The sequence below is a fragment of the Pseudidiomarina xizangensis genome, assembly GCF_052541995.1.
The window spans coordinates 1-20721 of sequence record NZ_JBOBQA010000002.1 but is presented as its reverse complement, the minus strand read 5'-3'; the positions used below and the strand labels follow the sequence as shown (position 1 = coordinate 20721).

Genomic DNA, 20721 nt, shown 5'->3' with positions numbered 1-20721 from the left:
TTATGATTGAACGTATTATCCATTGGTCGCTGCATAACCGACTGATTATTATCGCGATGGCATTGGTGCTGGTAGTTTGGGGAGGGTATTCAACCGTTAAAGCGCCGGTTGACGTATTCCCGGACCTAACCGCCCCCTCGGTTACTGTAGTGACAGAGGCACATGGTATGCCGCCAGAAGATGTCGAAAAATTGATTACGTTTCCGATTGAATCGGCGATGAATGGCGCGTCTGGTGTGCGGCGGGTCAGGTCAAATAGTGGTATCGGGATCAGCGTGGTTACGGTTGAGTTTGACTGGGAGACCGATGTCTATCTGGCTCGACAAATGGTATCTGAGCGCCTGCAAACCTTGCAAAATGAATTGCCGCAGGACGTCGGTGCGCCACAAATGGCACCAGTTTCATCCATTATGGGTGAGATTATGTTTTTGGCACTTACCTCGGATAAACACTCCGAAATCGAATTAAAGACCACCGCGGATTATACAATTCGTCGCCGTATCTTAGCGGTGCCGGGCGTTGCCGAAGTGATTTCAACAGGGGGCCAGGTTAAGCAATACCAAGTGATTGTTAAGCCCGAGGCTCTGATTGCTCATGATCTCTCGCTCACTAAGGTGACCGAGGCATTACGTGAGTCGAACATGACATCGTCGGCCGGATTCGTCGCACAAAACGAACAAGAGTTCCTGATCCAAGGGCTTGGTCGCATCAATTCAAAGGATGACATTGAACAGACTGTGATCAGTTATGATGGAACATCGCCGATTTTGGTTCGCGATATCGCAAATGTCGAAATAGGTGCGGCGTTGCGGCGCGGTACCGCAGCGTTTAACGGAGAGTCGGCGGTTGTGTTAGGTATCCAGAAACAGCCGAATACCAACACCTTGGTGCTTACAGAAGAGCTCAATCGTGTCATTGATGATATCAATAAAGGTTTACCGACGGGAATGACGCTGCAAACGGATACGTTTCGTCAGTCTGACTTTATTTCAACGTCAATTGGAAACTTAAATAACGCACTTCGTGATGGCGCTATTTTAGTCGTTGCGATTATGTTCATCTTTTTATTCAGCGCACGAGCGACGGGCATAGCGTTAGTTGCTATTCCTTTATCGTTACTGGTTGCGGTACTGACGATCCGGTATTTCGGCGGCTCACTGAATACTATGACACTTGGCGGCATGACAATTGCGTTAGGAGCCTTGGTTGATGATGCAATTATTGTGGTTGAGAATGTTGTAAAGCGCTTGCGTGAAAACATGGCATTGCCTGAATCAAAGAGAGGTTCAAGACTCAGCGTCATCGGCAAAGCAACCAGGGAAATTCAAAGTTCCATTGTTTTTGCAACCTTAATCATTGTCCTGGTGTTTTTACCTTTATTCTTTCTGACAGGGGTTGAAGGACGGCTGCTACAACCATTAGGGGTTGCTTATATTGTATCGATATTAGCTTCATTGGTGGTTGCGATAACGGTCACTCCAGTTCTAAGTTACTACGGACTAAGTGCAAGCAAAAGCATAATGGCGTCGCATGACACTCGCTTCATTACTGCATTGAAACGAAGTTACCGACCGTTTTTGAATGGGTCTTTAGCACATCCCAAAGCATTATTATCCGGTGCGGCGGTGGTATTTGTGATTGCCCTTATCGGTGCCTTTCAGTTTGGTCGTGGCTTTTTACCGGAATTCAACGAAGGAAGCCTCACGGTTAGTGCGGTAACAGTGCCGGGAACCTCACTGGCTAAATCGGATGCGATTGGTGAGCGCGTCGAAAGGTTATTACTGAGCGCGCCAGAAGTTGTGGCCACGACCCGCCGTACCGGCCGAGCTGAACGGGACCCGCACGCACAACAGGTGTTTGCGTCAGAAATTGACGTCAAATTGCAGATGCAAGATCGTTCGAAAGAGGAGTTCTTGGATAGTTTACGAGATAAATTCTTCTTTTTAAGCGGAACTAACGTGATTATTGGGCAGCCAATTTCACACCGAATTGACCATATGTTATCGGGCACCCGAGCCAACATTGCGATAAAACTGTTTGGCAGTGAACTCTATAAGCTTCGGGAAATAGGCGGCCAGATCGAAGGCCTGGTAAAAGACGTGCCGGGTGCTGTGGATGTCTCTATGGATCAGCAGGCCGAAATTCCGTTTGTCACATTCGACTTTAACCGCGCTAATTTGGCTCAGTATGGTCTGACAATAAAGCAGGCATCACATGCTCTCGAAACGGCGTTCGCAGGAACTACTGTTAATCGTATTCTTGAGAATGAGGCATCATTCGAAATGGTCGTTCGCTACCCTTACTCCTATAGAAAGGATATCGATGCACTGAGAGATACGTTAATTAAGCTGCAAAGTGGTGCTGTTATTCCATTCTCTGAAATTGCAGCAATAGAAAAAACTCGTGGACCTAATACCATCACCCGAGAAAATGTGCAGCGTAATATTGTTGTTATGGCGAACGTCAGTGGGCGTGATCTCATTGGCGTGGTTGAAGACATTAAAACCCAACTGGGTAAAAGCCTCGAACTTCCGACCGGCTATTATGTTGAGTATGGTGGTCAATTTGAAAGTGCTGAAAGCGCGAATACCCGACTTTTATTACTGGGCTCAGCGGTCATAGTTGGTATCTACTTATTGCTATTAACTGCCTTTAATTCAGCGAAAGACGCGTTTCTGGTGATGCTTAACTTACCTCTGGCGCTGATTGGCGGAATCGCCGGGATCTATTTTGCTGGTGGTGTCATTAATATCGCCGTTATCATCGGTTTTATTACTTTATTTGGCATCGCAACCCGAAACGGCGTTATTCTCGTTGATTATTTTAAGCAACTCACTGAGCAAGGCGTTTCGTTACGTGAAGCGATAATACAGGCATCGGAAGAAAGATTAGTACCAATCCTGATGACTGCATTAGCTACCGCGTTGGCACTGGTTCCTTTGTCACTAGGACTCGGTGAGCCTGGCAGTGAAATCCAGGCGCCAATGGCAATTGTCATTCTTTGGGGACTCATATCGTCAACAATTCTGAATATGATGATCGTACCTGCGGGGTACTGGCTGATGCGTAAAGACAATAAGTAGAAGAGCTGTAAGGCCTGATTTTTCTGGATAGCGTTTGGCCGCGACGTTTAAACACCATCTTGGCAAATTATACCTTGGTGAAATGAACAGAGAGATTGCTGATGGGATTAAACAGCAAAAGGCAAAGGCAGCCTCGTGCAGTACCGCAAATCGTTATCTGGCGTTAATCAGAGCGATTTGGAACGGGGTTAGCCTGGATTTATTCTGATGAGCCAAAGTCAGGTATGGCTATAAGGGTTCCGTTCAATAACGATGCGTTTTCAGTGTTGCAAGAAGTGCAGGGCGAGAACACTCACTACTACTTTGTTTATCAAGGTAAGCCAGTGGCGCGCAATGTGGACGGCGCGACTGGCACAAACGCGGAAAGTAAAAAGCCCCGCTATTGCTAGCGAGGCCTTTAGAATAATGGTGCCCAGAGGCGGAATCGAACCACCGACACGAGGATTTTCAATCCTCTGCTCTACCGACTGAGCTATCTGGGCAACGGGGCGTATTAAACGAGTTTTTGCGGTCAGAGTCAACCGCTTTTTAGCGATTTTCGACCGTTTGCTCAGGAAATACGCAGTTTGCTGGTTTTTAGGCCTTTAAGTAGGTACTGCCAGCCAGGCACTTCTCGTAATAGTCAGTCCAGCGCACGCCTTCACGTGGAGCGATGTGGCCTTGACGAACCTCACGGTCAATGCATTTTTTCACGGTTTTAGCCATGAAATCGGTGTTGTACTGCATGGTTTCGAGCACTTTCTCCGCTGCGGTACCTGGAACCACTTCTTCGATATAAAAATCACCGGGTTCGTCGTCGTGACAGTAGATGTGTACCTCGGTTAAACGACCAAACAGGTTATGCATATCGCCCATCACATCTTGATAAGCACCGGTCAGAAACATTCCTACATAATAGTCTTCACCCTTGCGTAAGGTGTGCATTGGAATGTTGTCGCTAATCTCAGTACCTTCGATGTATTTGGAAAGTTTGCCGTCACTGTCGCAGGTGATATCGACAATTGAGCAACGTACTTCTGGTTTTTCATTTAGCCGACTGACAGGAACTATGGGAAGCACTTGTCCAATGGCCCAGGTGTCTGCAGCCGACTGAAAGATTGAGAAGTTACACAAGTACTGGCTGGCGAGCGTGTCTTCAAGTTCTTCGAGCTCCTGAAAGACAAAGCCTTCACGGTCAAGAGAACTATGAATTTCGACCAGAATACGCCAGTACATGGTATCGAGCTTGGCCATTTCGTTCAGCGATAAAATACCTAACTTAAATGCTTCGTAGGCGCTCTGCTTGTATGACGCTGCATCGTTGTAGCGCTCTTGCGGGTGCATTTCGGTAGCACCGTTGACAAGCTCTCGCATGTTGCTGACCAAAATGTGTTCAGCGTCACTGCTGCTGATGTCAAACTGGGCACCGGTATTTTTAATTTCACCGACAATATTAGTTACCACGCAGCTATGGTGCGCAGTGATAGCTCGGCCGCTCTCACTTACCAGATTAGGATGTGGAACCTGTTCTAAATCACAGATCTGCTTCACGCCGTAAACGACATCAGCGACATATTCCTCAGTGGAGTAGTTTCGTGATGAGTCTGTGGTCGAGCTGGTGCCATCATAATCGATGCCAAGCCCACCACCGATATCTAGATATTCAAGTGGTACGCCTTCCTGGATGAGCTTAGCGTAGAGGCGGGCGCCTTCAGAAACAGCTTCTTTTACTTTACGAATGTCGGACATTTGGCTGCCGATATGAAAGTGCAGTAGCTTGGCGCAATCCAGCATGTTTTCTTTTTTCAGCAGTTCGATGATGTTCAATATTTCGGTAATACTTAGTCCGAATTTTGCCCGATCGCCACTAGAACCCGCCCATTTGCCGGCGCTACGGACCATCATTTTGCTACGCAGACCAATCAGCGGTTCTACACCTAGCTTCTTTGCCAGTGGAATGAGCATTTCCAGTTCGCTGAATTTCTCAATGACGATGATCATTTTGCGGCGTAGCTGGCGGCCCAGTAATGCCAGGGTCAGGTAGTCTTCATCTTTATAGCCGTTGAGCACGGTGAGAGCTTCGGGATTCTCATTGTAGGCAAGCACGGCCATTAACTCAGGCTTGGAACCTGCTTCAAGGCCATAGTTATAAGGTTCGCCAGCGTCGATGATTTCCTCGACCACTTCGCGCATCTGATTAACCTTGATCGGGAATACACCGCTGTATTTCGCCTTGTAGTTGGCTTCTTTAATAGTTTTAACAAAGGTCTCGTTCAGGATCTCGACTTGTGAGCGCAAAATATCGTGGAAACGAATAACCGCGGGCAACTGAATGCCTTCTGCGCGGATTTCCTCTAACACGTCGTTCATGTCGATGGTCACATCGGGTAGGCGATGGTTTGGTGCTATCTGAATATTGCCGCTTTCACCAATCGAGAAATAGCCTGCGCCCCAACGTCTGACACCGTAGAGTTCTTCAGCATCGTCGATGGTCCAGTTGCTGTTTCCGTCAGCCATTAGCGGGCTCCTTTTTCATTTAAAATAATCAGTAGTTCGCGCACGATTTTGGCGGCAAAAACGTCAGAGTTTCCAGTCGGGTCGATTTCTGGTGAAAGTTCGACCACGTCGGCACCGACTAAATTTTTCTGGCGCAAGATCTTCATCAAGCTCACATAAGAGTGGAAGTCTTCACCACCAGGTTCAGGGGTACCGGTGCCGGGTAAAAATGATGGATCGAAATAATCTAAGTCCAGCGTTAAATAAATTGGACGATCTGCGGGCAGGGCGGCAACACTTTCAAGAAAGTCTTTGCGCGATGTCCGCACGGTCTTGTGTTCTTTCATGAACTGATACTCTTCGCGAGTACCCGAACGAATACCGTATTGAATAAGTTCATGGCCTGGGCCGAAATGATCCAATGAACGGCGGATAATTGACGCATGGGAATAGTGATATCCCAGGAAACCGTCACGCAAATCGGCGTGCGCATCAAGATGCAATAACACCAGTTCAGGGTATTGCGCCAAATACTTACGAATAGGTGCGTAAGAGATAGAGTGCTCGCCGCCTAAGGTCAGCACCCGAACGTTCTGCGCCGCAAGGTCAATTTCGCCAAACAGAGCGTCAAACTGATCGGTCGCGTGTTGCCACTGATATTCGACATCGTCACCGTGGCCGAGCGATAAGTTACCAAGATCATAAAAACTATGATCAAAAAGATCAGCATCTAAATAAGGTGAATACGATTCGATGTCTTCCGAAACGGCCCGCAAAGCATCAGGTCCATTACGGGTACCTTTGCGAAAACAAGCGGTGCCGTCAAAACCGAAGCCGATCATGTGTGTGGCATTCGCATGGATCTGATTGTCTACTTTCGCGCCGTAAAATTCGCGCACGGGAGTTAAGGTATCAATAGTTATAGCGGTTACCGTATCAGTTGATTGTTGGCTCAAAGTCAAACACCTCCGTCGTTGCAACAGGGCAGCAAGGCAGTATAAAAAAGGGGCCTATTATCTGTGGAAAAGCCCCGAAAAGCTATACCTTTACTGCGTATTCGTACGAGGATTCTTCTTTACTGGATTAAAGATTTCATGCTGAATGCGGAGTAAGTTCGCAGCCAGCGGATTTTTCTTTTCCCAGGTCTCACGTAATGGCACCTCAACACATTCGTTCGCACGCATACCAGCCATCACCCGGTGCTGCCCTTGGAGGATTAACTCGACCGCATGTACCCCAAGCTCAGAGGCAAGAATGCGGTCGGCAGGGGCGGGAGCACCACCACGCTGAATATGGCCTAATAAACAGGGACGACAAGGTAAGTCGTACTCAGCATCCAGCTGTTCAGCGAGCGCTACCGCGCCACCTGGCCACTGATGTTCACTTAAGACCATGACATAGCTGCCTTCACCACGAATTTCCTGTACCCGGTGAATATGCTTAACTAACGCGCTTACCGTCAGGGGTTTGTCTTTTTGCAGTTCCGGCAAAATCATTCGCTCAGCACCGGCAGCCATGGCGCTACCTAAACCTATAAAGCCAGCGTGGCGGCCCATCACTTCAACAATAAAGACGCGGTCCATGGCATCTGCGGTGTCGCGGATTTTGTCTAAAGCATCCATGGCAATGGTCACAGCGGTGGCATAGCCAATGGTCGCATCGGTGCCATACAAGTCATTGTCGATCGTGCCGGGCACACCAATAATTTGGCCGTGCCACTGCTTAGCTAAATGGTCGGCACCGCGAAACGAACCGTCACCGCCAATGACGATTAACGCATCAACTGCCAATGCATCAAGGTTTGTTGCGGCTTCGAGCGCAGCGCTATCTTCTTTAAAACGATGACAGCGTGCGCTTTTGATAATGGTTCCAGAGTACTGCAATACGTGTTGCACATCTTCGGGCTTCATCCCTATGTACTCATTATCAAGTAAACCTTGGTAACCGTGTCGAAACGCGATAACTTCGATACCGTAATGATCGGCTGCAAGTACCACTGCACGTAGCGCAGCATTCATTCCGGGTGCATCACCACCACTGGTAAGCACCGCAATCTTTTTGATTTTTTTGCTGACAGACACGGGCTGCCTACTCCTCTGCATTGCCTGTTGTTAAGTATTTGGTAAGCTTATCGAACTACAGCCGAATAACAAGTGAAGGGCCTCATGAACAACGAAAAAAAACGATCTGCCACGGCACTTACAGCTTGGTCCACAAAATGTTTAGTTCGTCAGGGCGCGACAGAAGATGTCGCACAAGCTATGGCCGAGCATTTGGTGGCAGGCGATTTGTTGGGCTTTCGAACCCATGGTCTGTTGCGCCTACGCTATAACTTGCAGGCTCTTGCTGACGGTACGACGAAAGCTGCAGGTCATCCGCGTGTGATCCAGAGCAGGGCTGCAATTGAGCTTTGGGATGCTGATTTATTGTCAGGGCTTTATGTGTTGCCGCAGGCCGTGGCAAAGGCAATCGCAATGGCGCGTGATTACGGAACGGGTACCTTGGTTGTTCGCCGAACTCAGCATGTAGCGGCATTAGCTGTCTATTTAGAGCAGGCGACCAGCGCCGGGATGCTGATTCAGATGATGTGTAGTACCCCAGCACAGCAAGTTGTCGCGCCCTTTGGTGCTAAGTCAGCGTGCTTCTCGCCAAATCCATTTGCCATTGGGGTGCCGACACGCGGTCAACCGGTGTTACTTGATATGAGTTTATCGATGACGGCGGCTGGCAAAGTTCGTACAGCGTTAGCAGAAGAACGAGATTTGCCCTATCCAGCATTAATTACACCCGACGGCGACTACAGTTGCGATCCGAAGACGTTTGTAGCCAACCCTCCCAGTGTTTTAGCAAGTTTGGGGGGCGAACAGTTAGGCTATAAAGGTACTGGGCTAAATCTTTTCAGTGAGTTTTGGACCCTGGCGCTGAGTGGTTATGGTCGTGCTGAGGCCGCGCCCGCTGACAGTGATGCGAATACGGTTTGGTTGCAGGTTGTTGATCCTACAGCAGTTTTGTCGCAAGGGACTTTTGAATTGCAGGCAGAGCAATTAGTGGCTGCGGTAAAAAGCGCCACGCCTATTCATCCAGAGCACCCGGTGAGGGTGCCTGGTGAGGGAGCATTAGCAACCCGGAAACGGCAAAGCGAGGAGGGAATTAGTTACAGCGCAGCCACCTGGCGGCAACTCGAGTGGTGCGCTGATTATTGTAATGAACCACTACCTTAGGGTTGCAGGCGTTCGATGAACCAAGTGCCAGCGGTGTTTTTATGATAGCCAAAACGGTCGTGTAAACGGTATTTACCGCCTTGCCAAAACTCGAAATAATCAGGCTTGATGCGGTAGCCACCCCAATTTTCAGGCATGGGAACTTCTTCGCCCTCGTAGCGTTCTGTGAGGTCATGGTAGACACCCTCAAGTTCCGAACGCGAGCCGATAACCTGGCTTTGTTGGGACGCTAAGGCGCCGATCTGACTACTACGGGGACGACTATGAAAATAGGCCTCGCTGGCAGCGCGGTCTATTTTCTCAATGCGGCCTTCTATGCGCACCTGCTGCTCTAGCGGCAACCAGGCGAAATGCATGGAGACCAGCGGGTTAGCTGCAATGTCTTGGCCTTTTTGGCTGTCGTAATTGGTATAAAAAATGAAGCCACTGGTATCAAAATCTTTTAGCAAAACGACGCGTTGGTGAGGTTGTCCAGTGGCGCTAACGGTTGCGAGCGTAAATGCCGTCGGATCAGGCAATGCCGTTGCTTCTTTGGCGGCGGCAAACCAAGACTCGAATTGTTTAAAAGGGTCTGTCTCGAGAATCGAGCGGGTCAGCTGTGCGCGCTCGTAATCTCGACGTTCATCGTGCAACTTCATGATTACTCCTGAGTAAATACTACTTTGCCGGCGACATAGGTTGCCAGCACATCGGCGCGCCATAGTTTATCGCTAGTGACGGCGAACGGGTCTTGATCCAGCACAATAAAGTCAGCCCATTTACCTGGCTCAAGGCTACCTAATTGTTGCTCCTGACCGGACGCATAAGCGGCGTCCAAGGTGAATGCCCGTAACGCTTGTTCAAGCGTCATCGCTTCATGCGCGTACCAGCCACCTTGTGGTTGGTTGTCGCGATCTTGACGTGTGACCGCAGCATGAACACCGAAAAATGGATTTGAAAGCTCAACTGGAAAATCGGAACCAGCAGCGACAATGGTACCTTGCTCGAGGAAGGTTTGCCATGCGTAAGCACCTTGCATACGTTCTTTGCCGAGTCTATCTTCCGCCATATTCTTGTCAGAGGTTGCATGGGTTGGTTGCATCGAGGCAATAATGTTTAATTCTTTAAAGCGCGGAATATCGACTGGATGCACAACCTGTGAGTGCTCAATGCGGTGGCGTAAGTTGCGGCCGCCGATGGTTGCGTAAGCGTGCGCGAAGTTGTCGAGCGCAATGCGGTTAGCACGATCACCTATAGCATGAATATTGATCTGAAAACCGTGCGGGATAATAAGGTCAAAGAGTTGCTCAATATCGTTGGGTTGTGTCACTAACAAGCCACGGGTATTAGGTGCATCGCTGTACGGCTCGATAAGCGCTGCGCCTCGACTACCAAGAGCTCCGTCAGTATAAATTTTAACGCTCGCTACGGTTAGGCTGTCATCAGCAGTGGTAATAGGACCGGCGGCGAGCAGCTCAGGTAGACTAGGCTCGGAAGCGCTTAGCATAGCGTATACGCGGACCGGCATTTTGCCCTCTTCAGCAAGCTGCTGATAAACCGCTAAATTGGTGGCATCGACACCAGCGTCATGAACTCCAGTGATACCCTCAGAAACCAAATGATCGAATGCGGCGATCAGGGCACGACGGTAGTAGTCGGCATTTTTCGCTGGCATCTTACTCTCGACTAATGCCATAGCGTTATCAACCAGTACACCGGTCGGTTTGCCGTTAGCATCACGAATGATTTCACCACCTTCAGGACTTACCGTGTCGGCGGTGATGCCCGCAAGTTCAAGCGCTCTACTGTTGGCCCAGCCGGCATGACCGTCAACACGGGCTAACCAGACCGGACGATCAGCTATAAACTCGTCGAGACTTTTTGCTGTTGGGAACTGACGATTTTGCCAGTTCTCTTGGTTCCAACCGCGACCAATAACCCAGGGACCCGTCTCGGTTTCGGCAAATTTTTGCACTCGTGTTACTGCGTCTTGTTCGCTAGCTGCGGTGCGCAAATCGACCTGCATGAGATTTTCACCTAAACCTAGCATATGGCCATGGGCGTCAATGATTCCAGGTACAACAGTTTTGCCGTGCAAGTTCACTTTACTCTCAGCGGTCTGCTGTAACTGTTTAGGCATGGTCCTTAGCGGGCCAACAGCGGCAATTTTCCCGTCAACCACTAACATGGCATCGAACTGCTTAAGTATTGCGGCGTTGCCGGGTTCACCGACAAGCGTATAGCCGTTGAAATTATGATACAGAATGGATTGCGCATTACTCGTGAATGAAATCAAGAGTAAAGCTAAAGGTAACAACGAAGACACAAATCGCATGGCGTTCTCTCTGGTTGATTGGTCACGCTAAACGTAACGTTTATAACAAATTAAAATTTACTTACAAATCGGTAACAGTTTTGTTTTAATGAATTCAGCAACTGTGTACACTACATAACCAATGGTTGTAACGAAAGTTATATTGTTTCGAACTTCGGTTTCGAACTTCGGTTTTAAACTTAGGGCTCTCATGAAGATTCTTATCATTGATTCACAATTTTTTACTCGCGCTGGCCTCATTCATCTTTGCACCAGTTATACCTCGGACGTATCAATTTTTGAGGCAGCAACGTTCGAGCTAGCCAAAGACTATTTGCAGCACAGCAACCAGTATAATTTAATTTTCCTAGATGTGGACTTACCAGACGCAGAAATCCGACCGTCCCTCGCATTAATTAAAAGATATGCGCCAAGCGCACATGTGATTCTTTACTGTTGGTCGCGACCGATGTCCGAAATCCGTCAAGCATTAGCTTCCGGCGTACGGAGTTACTTGCCGAAAGATTCTAGTTCCGAAGACGCCAAATTAGCTATACGTGCGCTACTGAAAAACGATCGTTATTTGCCTGATGAGTCGCGACTTAGTGAGTATGCCCCGCGCAACTCGCAGGCAGAAAGTTTTCTCTCCCCGCGACAGCTGGAAATCATGCAATTACTCGCCCAAGGGTTATCGAATAAAGAGATTGCCACGATTTTAGGCATCACCGAAGGGACGATTCGGGTTCATTTATCTGCTATCTTTAAAGCAATTAAAGTTTCTAATCGTACCGAAGCCACGCTTTGGTACTTGTTACGTCAAAAACGCCTAGTGAGCTGATATGCAACTACAGCAGCTTCTAAAATCATTAGAACTGCGCAACCATGCACCCACTGAAAATTGGGATCCACCTTATTGTGGTGAGATTCCTATTCACATTGACAGTAACGGTGAATGGTTTTACCAAAATTCGCGCATAAAACGTCAGCAATTGGTGAAGTTGTTCGCCTCGGTGTTGGTGTTAGAGGGTCGTGATTACTTCCTTATTACGCCTGCCGAAAAAGTTAAAATCAGCGTCGCCGATGCACCTTTTATCGTCACGGAGTGGCAAGCCATAACTACGGTCGAACCACAGATCATTCAGGTCACCACTAACATTGGTAGCCAGTACCCACTTTCCGAGGAATATCCATTGCAAATTGAAAATGCGATTCCTTATGTGCGGCTCGATCACGGCCTCAAGGCAAAAGTTCACCGTAATGTTTACTACCAGTGGGTAGAGTTAGCAAAGGTTGATCCAGAATCCACTGACGTGGTGTTACAAAGTGGTTCAAGTCACTTTGTATTAGGCCAAATTTAAGTGATGAATTTGCTCGCTGGGTAAGCCTGCTATATTATGCGCGCTTAGTTTAGCGCAGAGGTGAAGACGCCCGATGAAACCTATCACGGTTGCCATAGCACAATTAGACTTTACGGTTGGAGCTATTACCCAGAATACCGCCACAATTCTTGCTTGTCTGGACGAGCAAAGTGACGCAGATATTGTCATTTTCCCTGAACTGGCGATAACTGGCTACCCACCTGAAGATTTGCTATTCCGTGCCGATTTCGAAGTGTTAGTTGATAGCGCATTGGATAAAATTGCAACTGCGGCGGTTGAACAAGTCGCTGTAGTCGGGCATCCGCAACGGGTAGGCAATGAGTTATTTAATAGCGTCTCGGTAGTACACCGAGGCAAATGTTTGGCTCGTTACCACAAACAACGGTTACCGCAATACGGCGTTTTCGATGAGCAACGCTATTTTATTCCTGACCATGAACCTTGCGTGTTTAGTTGGCAAGGGCATCGGATTGGGTTACTCATCTGCGAGGACCTATGGCACCCAGAGCCACTGCAAAGAACTGTAGGTCAGGGCGCTGATTGGGTGATATCAATAAATGCATCTCCGTTTGAAGTTGATAAGCACCTGCAACGCATGCACGTATTGCAACAACGGGTTCATGAGAGTGGTTGCCCAATTGTATATGTGAACAACTGTGGTGGTCAGGATGAACTGGTATTCGATGGTCACTCGTTGGTACTTGATAGCGACGGTGAGTTGGTTGCAGAATTTCCTCATTGCCAACCGTGTTGCGCAAGTGTGCACTTTTCAGCAACAGGTATTACGGCCCGAAGTGAAAAAATAAAGCCGCACATTGAAAAGCTAGACCAAGTAGAGTTTCGTCGTCTTGAAGAAGTGCGAAAAGCCTTGGTGTTATCCATTCGCGATTACGTCGGAAAAAATGGCTTCAAAGGTGTAACCTTAGGCCTATCGGGCGGGATCGACTCTGGACTGACTTTGGCGCTAGCCGTGGAGGCTTTGGGTGCGGAGCACGTTGATGCGGTGATGATGCCCTTTTGCTACACTTCAAAAATGAGCTTGGAAGATGCTGAGCAGCAAGCGCACGCCTTAGGTGTTAAATACGATGTCATTGCCATTGAGCCTATCTACGAGAGTTTCTTACAGCAGTTGGCGCCGCAGCTGGCCGGGCACGAGGCTGATGTCACTGAAGAAAATCTTCAGGCACGAAGCCGCGGGGTGATCCTCATGGCGCTGTCCAATAAAACACGTTCTTTGGTGTTGACCACTGGTAACAAAAGCGAGCTGGCGGTCGGGTATTGTACGCTCTATGGAGATATGTGTGGTGGCTTTGCGCCGCTAAAAGATGTTCCCAAAATGATGGTTTTTGCACTAGCTCGGCATATGAATGCTACGGCGAATACTGAAGTGATACCGCCGCGCGTTATCGAGCGCCCCCCATCTGCGGAGCTGGCACCAGGGCAAACGGATCAAGACAGCCTGCCAGAGTATGATATTTTAGATAAGATTATCAGCTTGTACGTTGAGCAGGACTGGGCACCGTCAGATATTATTACGGCCGGGTTCACACGCGCGGATGTATTGCGTGTTGTGCGGTTGGTTGATATTAATGAATACAAACGCAGACAAGGTGCTGTAGGGCCGAAAATCACTTCGCGCAATTTCGGCAAAGATCGGCGTTACCCCATCACTAATCATTTTCGCTATGAACTAGAGCGACAACTAACGGCAGAGGCAAGTCATGAAAAAAATTGAAGCTATCATCAAGCCATTTAAGCTCGACGATGTGCGTGAAGCATTATCTGAAGTGGGTATTGCCGGTATGACTGTGTCTGAGGTCAAAGGCTTTGGTCGTCAAAAAGGGCACACTGAGCTTTATCGTGGTGCTGAATATATGGTCGACTTTTTACCCAAGGTAAAACTTGACATTGTGGTCGCGGATGATCAAGTCGAAGCGTGTTTAGATGCGATCATGGAAACTGCGCAAACCGGCAAAATTGGCGATGGTAAGATTTTTGTCAGTAATGTGGAGCGGGTGATTCGTATTCGTACGGGTGAGGAAAACGAAGACGCCGTTTAATTAAGGCGTCTTCGGTAGCTTTTTACAGGTAATCACTGCCGGGGAAATTGACTGCTAGGGTTGCACGAGCATTGTCGCGCAATTCTGCCAAGCCGAGCTTGTCATAGCTTTGCATCATAATAGCCAGTGCATGTTCCGTTTCTGCAACGTCGGGATAGTTTTCCAATACATACTTGCCGCGATTGGCTGCCGCTAACCAAGCTTGGCGTTTTATGTAGTAGCGCGCGACGGCGATTTCATAACTCGCTAAACGGCTTTTAATAGCGATCATGCGCTGCTTAGCATCGGCCGCATACTTAGACTCTGGAAATTGGCGTAACAGCCGGGTGAAGTCATTAAATGCTTCTTCAGCTTTACTCGGGTCACGATCAGAACGATCAATACCCACTAAGTCTTGCATGACGTTTGCATCGGCGCGATGATTCACCAAACCGCGCATATACAAAACATAATCAAGATTAGGATGATTGGGGTTTAACTGCGTAAAGCGGTCAATTTCAGCCAGCGCTTTGTCGATATTACCTAGTTTGTAATACACATAAATACGATCCATCTGAACCTGGTGTGCATAGGGGCCAAATGGATACCGCGTTGCGTGCTGCTGAAGGATTTCCTGAGCAGTACTAAAGTTACCCGAAACAATATTGGTCTGGGCGCGTTGATAAAGGGCGTCAGCATCGTTTAAAGCTCTGGAACCCAGAGCGTCATCATCTGGTGAGCTTGAGCATGCTGCGAGCATGACGGATAAAGCTAAAAGCAGGCTAATACGCAGTTTCATAAGTTGCTGTTCTAATCTCTGTTAATTTAATTTTTGGTGCATAGCGTCCCAAACAGGTACACTAATCACTTCGAAGTTGCTTGCATTCTATCGCAGCCTTGGCTGCTTTCACAGGTCCATTATTTATTTTATGAGTGAACACATTCAATTAACTGGAACGGTCCCAGCCTCTTGCAACGGCAAACGCTTGGACCAAGCACTCGCTGAGTTGTTCCCCGACTATTCACGTTCGAGATTAAAAACTTGGATTACTGATGGCTGTGTGCGTATTGACGGAGAGTCAACCAATAAGCCCCGCGAAAAAGTTGTTACCGGCATGGGTGTTGAAGTTAACGCTGAGCTGGTTGAAGAAAAGCGCTTCGCGGCGCAGCCCATGCCACTGGATATCGTTTACGAAGATGATGATATTTTAGTCATCAATAAGCCAGCAGGTTTGGTGGTTCATCCGGGCGCGGGTAATACAGATGGCACATTGTTGAATGCCCTGTTGCATCATTTCCCTGCGATCGATCAAGTGCCGCGTGCAGGAATTATTCACCGTCTTGATAAAGACACTACGGGGTTGATGGTGGTGGCGAAGACAATTCCTGCCCAAACCCACCTTGTTGCAGCGATGCAAGAACGTGAAATTACTCGTGAATATGAAGCTGTGTGCAATGGTCCTATGACCGCCGGTGGTCATGTTGACGAACCTATTGGTCGGCACCCTACCAAACGCACCCACATGGCAGTGGTTGCCATGGGGAAACCCGCAGTCACGCATTATCGTGTGGTAGAACGGTTTCGTAATCATACCCACTTGAGATTACGACTGGAAACCGGGCGGACACATCAAATTCGGGTGCACATGGCGCATCTTCGTCATCCGTTGGTGGGAGATTTAACTTATGGTGGTCGTCCGCGTCCGCCACAAGACGCTAGCCCAGAATTGCTTGATTACCTGCGAGGCTTTCGTCGCCAGGCGCTTCACGCCGCGCGATTATCGCTGCATCACCCTGTCACTGGTGAGTGGTTAAGTTGGGACGCGCCGACTCCAGCTGATTTTTTAAAGCTAGTGAACTTGCTCCGAGCAGATCGTAATGGCCACCCAACCGAGTGATGCGGGTAGCACTAATTTTGCCTTAGAACCAGCTTGGGCTTTACCCGATGGGGTAAAAGCCCGGGTCACCACGGTGGCAGAGCCCGGTAATCTGGCAGCCCATGTTGCTGACGACCCTGCCAATGTAATTCGTCATCGGCGCCAATTACAGCGGGCGTTAAATTTACCTTCAGTGCCTAAGTGGTTGGCGCAATACCATAGTTCGGTTGCGGTTGCTGCTGAGCGATGTGAATCAGGTTGTCGGGCAGATGCTATTTGGGGGACACAGCCGAAAAGTGTCTGTGCTGTGTTAACCGCTGACTGCTTACCCATAGTATTGTGTAGCGATGATGGACAAGTTATTGCCGCGATTCACGCCGGTTGGCGCGGATTGGCTGATGGCATCATTAGCAACACGTTGAGTCAATTACCACAGCGTGCCGAATGCTTTCGTGCCTACATTGGCCCAGCAATTAGCCAACCTTACTTTGAAGTAGGTAGTGACGTGCGTGAGGCGTTTAGCTCACATGGACTAGTTGATTCTGTTTCATTTGCGCCCCATATTGCTGATAAATGGCTAGCCAATTTGCCACTACTAGCTGGGCGCCTATTACATTCCGCTGGAGTTCGAGAAGTAACGCAAAGCGGCTTGTGTACCTACAGCGATGAACGCTTTTATTCTTATCGTCGCGATCCCAAATGTGGCCGTCTTGCTACATTAATTTGGAAGATCTAATCTTCCCCCTCTTGAAATTGTTCAATTTATACCCACATAAACAATCAGGATTTAGTGTTTGTTTATGAGGTAATAAAGTCATGCGATTCGACAAACTAACCAATAAGTTTCAACTAGCGATTGCAGATGCACAATCACTGGCCCTCGGCCGTGATCATCAGTTCATTGAGCCGATTCATATTATGCAAGCTTTACTTAATCAGGATGGTGGCACGTTACGACCATTGCTGACTTACCTGCAAATTGATGGTAATCAACTGCGGGCGGCATTGAGTGAAGCATTAGCAAACCTTCCCCGAGTCGAGGGAACGGGTGGCGAAGTGCAAATTTCAGCAGCGACTGGAACCTTACTTAATCTGTGCGACAAGTTCGCCCAAAAACGTAAGGATCAGTACATTTCGTCAGAGCTGTTCGTTCTCGCTGCAACAGAGGACAAAGGTAAGCTGGGGGATATCCTGAAACGCTTGGGTATCACTCGCGATAAGGTCGAAAGTGCAATTAAGAAAGTACGTGGTGGCGATAATGTCGATGATCAAAATGCGGAAGATCAACGTCAAGCGTTAGACAAGTACACCATCGATTTAACCGAACGTGCGGAGCAGGGTAAGCTCGATCCCGTCATTGGTCGTGATGATGAAATCCGTCGCACCATACAGGTCTTGCAGCGTCGAACCAAAAATAACCCAGTGCTTATTGGTGAGCCCGGTGTTGGTAAGACGGCAATTCTTGAAGGCCTGGCACAGCGCATTGTTAATGGCGAAGTTCCAGAAGGGATAAAGAACAAACGCGTGCTTTCGCTCGATCTTGGTGCATTGCTGGCAGGTGCCAAATACCGTGGCGAATTTGAAGAACGGTTGAAAGCTGTGCTCAACGAACTTGGTAAAGAAGAAGGGCAAGTCATTCTCTTTATTGATGAGCTTCACACGATGGTGGGAGCAGGTAAAGCGGATGGCGCGATGGATGCGGGTAACATGCTCAAACCAGCGTTGGCGCGCGGTGAACTTCATTGCGTCGGTGCGACCACCCTGAACGAATACCGTCAATATATTGAAAAAGATGCGGCGCTTGAACGTCGCTTCCAGAAAGTGTTGGTTGAGGAACCTTCGGTTGAAGATACCATCGCTATTTTGCGCGGTTTGAAAGAGCGTTATGAAGTTCATCACTCGGTACAAATTACGGACCCTGCGATTGTGGCCGCGGCAATGTTGTCCCATCGTTATATAAGCGATCGACAGTTGCCTGATAAAGCAATTGATTTGATTGATGAAGCAGCTTCGAGCATACGTATCCAAATCGACTCTAAGCCCGAAGAGTTGGATCGTCTTGAACGACGCATTATTCAGTTACAGTTGGAACAGAAAGCGCTGCAAAAAGAAGATGATGATGCAAGTAAGAAACGTTTGGAAACATTAGAGTCTGAACTTGAGGATCAGCAACGCAAGTATGCTGAATTGGAAGAGATCTGGCTGTCAGAGAAGACGGCAGTGCAGGGTGCGCAAAACATTAAGGCACAGTTGGAACAGGCAAAAACTGATTTAGAAATTGCCCGCCGAGCCAGTGATTTGAACCGTATGTCTGAACTTCAATACGGCAAGATCCCAGAACTTGAACGGCAACTGGAAACTGCTATTGAGGCGGAAGATCAGACGATGACTTTGCTAAAGAACAAAGTCACCGAAGAACAGATTGCTGACGTGCTTTCGCGCTGGACCGGTATTCCCGTGAGTAAAATGCTGGAAGGCGAGCGGGAAAAGTTATTGAAGATGGAAGATAACTTACATCAGCGTGTCGTCGGGCAAGATGAGGCTGTCACGTCTGTTGCCAATGCGATTCGGCGCTCACGGGCAGGGTTAGCGGATCCGCAACGGCCGATCGGTTCGTTCTTGTTTCTTGGCCCGACGGGCGTAGGTAAGACAGAATTATGTAAATCACTCGCCAACTTTTTGTTCGACACCGAGGATGCCATGGTACGTATCGATATGTCGGAGTTTATGGAGAAGCATTCGGTAGCACGACTTGTTGGCGCACCTCCCGGCTATGTCGGTTATGAAGAAGGTGGGTATCTGACAGAAGCAGTGCGGCGTCGCCCTTATTCGGTGATTCTGTTGGATGAAGTCGAAAAGGCTCACCCAGATGTATTTAATATACTTCTTCAAGTATTGGATGATGGCCGTTTAACTGACGGTCAGGGGCGCACTGTCGATTTTCGTAATACGGTCATTATCATGACGTCCAACTTGGGATCCGACGTGATTCAGGAAAAAGCTCATCAGCAGAATTACGCTGAAATGAAAGCCGATGTGATGGAAATTTTACAACATCACTTCCGGCCAGAATTTTTGAATCGTGTCGATGAGACTGTGGTGTTCCACCCGTTGGCGAAGTCAGAAATACGAGCGATTGCAGAAATTCAGTTGCAGCGCTTGTATCAGCGTCTTGCGGATCGTGATTATCAAGTTGAACTGACCGATGCTGCATTGGACCACCTTGCCGCCGCAGGCTTTGATCCCGTGTTCGGTGCGCGGCCATTGAAGCGCGCTATTCAGCAAGAGATCGAGAATCCATTGGCACAACAGTTATTGGCTGGCAAGCTGATTCCTGGTAGCGCAATTAAAGTTGATTATCAGGATGGGGCCATCACGATCAAGCAGTAATATCATCGGTGCGAGCGGCCTTAACAGTGTCTATCACTATTTATTGCAGCTCGCATGCTATGCTATCCTGCATGGTCTCGATTATAAAAACTAGGATATTCCTATGCCAAACGATTCATCGACTAAGAACCGCGGAATTTTTCTACTGCCAAACCTGTTGACGACAGCAGGATTATTTTCAGGGTTCTTCGCCATTGTCGCGTCCATGAACAATCAATTTGAATCAGCAGCGATAGCAATCTTCATTGCTATGGTTTTTGACGGATTAGATGGACGTGTGGCACGGATGACCAATACGGAAAGCGACTTCGGTGCTGAATACGATAGTATGGCCGACATTGTTTCGTTTGGTATGGCGCCGGCGTTGGTGATGTACAACTGGGCGTTATCTGATCTTGGTAAGTTTGGTTGGCTGGCGGCATTTATATTTGTCGCTGGTGGCGCGCTACGTCTCGCGCGATTTAACACTAATCTAGGTTCATCAGATAAGCGTTTCTTTCAAGGGCTCGCTATTCCAAGTGCGGCAGCTGTTGTGAGTGGTTTAGTATGGGTCGGTAGTAAATATGAAGTTGAGCCGAATTCTATCAGCTACTTAGCCGCGGTCTTGACCATATGTGCCGGTTTGTTAATGGTAAGTAATTTCCGCTATCACTCGTTTAAAGATGTCGATTGGCGTGGCCGAGTACCATTTGTTGTTATCTTGGCAGTGGTGCTGGCGTTCGTTGTCGTTGCTACTGAGCCGTCATTAGTATTATTTAGCATCTTCTTTTTGTATGCCCTGTCCGGCCCGATTCTTACGATTCGTTCGGTGAGTCGGCTGGAACTGAAACATGTGGTTGGTGATACTGACGACGATTGTGACGACGAGCCAGAGAAAAATACCGAAGAACGAACGAAAAAACAGCAAAACGACGAAGAAACAAGCAAGTCTGACTAAAAACTAAGCAAACGATTCTATTTTCGT

Annotated in this window: 17 protein-coding genes and 1 tRNA gene; 11 read left to right on the top strand and 7 right to left on the bottom strand. The window is 48.3% G+C overall.

Annotated features, from left to right (window positions below; translation table 11 throughout):
• The first annotated feature begins 2 nt into the window (after nt 1-2).
• Nucleotides 3-3083, top strand: a complete 3081-nt coding sequence (locus ACQ5ES_RS07560) for an efflux RND transporter permease subunit (protein ID WP_445015465.1) — start codon at nt 3-5, stop codon at nt 3081-3083.
• 224 nt (nt 3084-3307) lie between these two features.
• A complete protein-coding gene (locus ACQ5ES_RS07555; protein WP_445015463.1) occupies nt 3308-3472 on the top strand; it encodes a hypothetical protein in 165 nt (54 codons plus the stop codon).
• 17 nt (nt 3473-3489) lie between these two features.
• Here the strand turns inward: ACQ5ES_RS07555 and ACQ5ES_RS07550 are convergent.
• From ACQ5ES_RS07550 to ACQ5ES_RS07535, 4 genes are all read right to left on the bottom strand, one after another.
• Nucleotides 3490-3565 (bottom strand) — tRNA-Phe (locus ACQ5ES_RS07550).
• 94 nt (nt 3566-3659) lie between these two features.
• The gene (speA, locus tag ACQ5ES_RS07545; protein ID WP_445015461.1) at nt 3660-5579 is read right to left on the bottom strand and encodes a biosynthetic arginine decarboxylase; all 1920 of its coding nucleotides are present in this window, start codon (nt 5577-5579) and stop codon (nt 3660-3662) included.
• Entirely contained in the window at nt 5579-6514 is a 936-nt protein-coding gene (speB, locus tag ACQ5ES_RS07540; protein ID WP_445015459.1) for an agmatinase, read from the bottom strand. The genes speA and speB overlap by 1 nt, the downstream gene beginning before the upstream one ends.
• 90 nt (nt 6515-6604) lie before the next feature.
• Entirely contained in the window at nt 6605-7639 is a 1035-nt protein-coding gene (locus ACQ5ES_RS07535) for an ATP-dependent 6-phosphofructokinase (RefSeq protein ID WP_445015457.1), read from the bottom strand.
• Nucleotides 7640-7723: 84 nt separating this feature from the next.
• Between ACQ5ES_RS07535 and ACQ5ES_RS07530 the strand changes: the two genes are divergently transcribed.
• Nucleotides 7724-8779 carry an Ldh family oxidoreductase gene (locus ACQ5ES_RS07530; protein WP_445015455.1) on the top strand — a complete coding sequence of 352 codons (1056 nt, stop codon included), beginning with the start codon at nt 7724-7726 and terminating at the stop codon, nt 8777-8779.
• On the opposite strand, the gene pdxH is transcribed toward ACQ5ES_RS07530, so the two are convergent.
• Nucleotides 8776-9417, bottom strand: coding sequence for a pyridoxamine 5'-phosphate oxidase (gene pdxH, locus ACQ5ES_RS07525; RefSeq protein WP_445015453.1), 642 nt, complete (start codon nt 9415-9417; stop codon nt 8776-8778). The two genes, ACQ5ES_RS07530 and pdxH, sit on opposite strands and share 4 nt — an antisense overlap.
• Nucleotides 9418-9419: 2 nt before the next feature.
• A complete protein-coding gene (locus ACQ5ES_RS07520) occupies nt 9420-11093 on the bottom strand; it encodes an amidohydrolase (RefSeq protein WP_445015451.1) in 1674 nt (557 codons plus the stop codon).
• A gap of 121 nt (nt 11094-11214) precedes the next feature.
• On the opposite strand from ACQ5ES_RS07520, the gene ACQ5ES_RS07515 reads away from it, so the two are divergent.
• The 4 genes from ACQ5ES_RS07515 (at nt 11215) to glnB (ending at nt 14511) form a co-directional block, all read left to right on the top strand.
• Nucleotides 11215-11910 (top strand): LuxR C-terminal-related transcriptional regulator, encoded by a 696-nt coding sequence (locus ACQ5ES_RS07515; RefSeq protein ID WP_445015449.1) that lies wholly within the window; start codon nt 11215-11217, stop codon nt 11908-11910.
• A gap of 1 nt (nt 11911) precedes the next feature.
• Nucleotides 11912-12430, top strand: coding sequence for a DUF1285 domain-containing protein (locus ACQ5ES_RS07510; RefSeq protein WP_445015447.1), 519 nt, complete (start codon nt 11912-11914; stop codon nt 12428-12430).
• 73 nt (nt 12431-12503) lie between these two features.
• Nucleotides 12504-14186, top strand: coding sequence for an NAD+ synthase (locus ACQ5ES_RS07505; RefSeq protein WP_445015445.1), 1683 nt, complete (start codon nt 12504-12506; stop codon nt 14184-14186).
• Nucleotides 14173-14511 (top strand): nitrogen regulatory protein P-II, encoded by a 339-nt coding sequence (gene glnB / locus ACQ5ES_RS07500; RefSeq protein ID WP_445015443.1) that lies wholly within the window; start codon nt 14173-14175, stop codon nt 14509-14511. Before ACQ5ES_RS07505 ends, glnB begins: the two co-directional genes overlap by 14 nt.
• A gap of 22 nt (nt 14512-14533) precedes the next feature.
• Here glnB and ACQ5ES_RS07495 read toward each other — a convergent pair whose 3' ends face one another.
• Complete coding sequence (locus ACQ5ES_RS07495; RefSeq protein ID WP_445015441.1) at nt 14534-15289, bottom strand: outer membrane protein assembly factor BamD; 756 nt, start codon at nt 15287-15289, stop codon at nt 14534-14536.
• Nucleotides 15290-15419: 130 nt separating this feature from the next.
• Between ACQ5ES_RS07495 and rluD the strand changes: the two genes are divergently transcribed.
• The 4 genes from rluD to pssA all read left to right on the top strand — a co-directional run bounded on the left by rluD (nt 15420) and on the right by pssA (nt 20694).
• Entirely contained in the window at nt 15420-16388 is a 969-nt protein-coding gene (gene rluD, locus ACQ5ES_RS07490; RefSeq protein WP_445015439.1) for a 23S rRNA pseudouridine(1911/1915/1917) synthase RluD, read from the top strand.
• Nucleotides 16369-17103 (top strand): peptidoglycan editing factor PgeF, encoded by a 735-nt coding sequence (gene pgeF, locus ACQ5ES_RS07485; RefSeq protein ID WP_445015437.1) that lies wholly within the window; start codon nt 16369-16371, stop codon nt 17101-17103. Before rluD ends, pgeF begins: the two co-directional genes overlap by 20 nt.
• An 80-nt stretch (nt 17104-17183) precedes the next feature.
• Nucleotides 17184-19757: an ATP-dependent chaperone ClpB gene (gene clpB, locus ACQ5ES_RS07480; protein WP_445015435.1), complete on the top strand. Its 2574-nt coding sequence runs from the start codon at nt 17184-17186 to the stop codon at nt 19755-19757.
• Nucleotides 19758-19860: 103 nt separating this feature from the next.
• A complete protein-coding gene (pssA, locus tag ACQ5ES_RS07475; protein ID WP_445015433.1) occupies nt 19861-20694 on the top strand; it encodes a CDP-diacylglycerol--serine O-phosphatidyltransferase in 834 nt (277 codons plus the stop codon).
• The last annotated feature ends 27 nt before the right edge of the window (nt 20695-20721 follow it).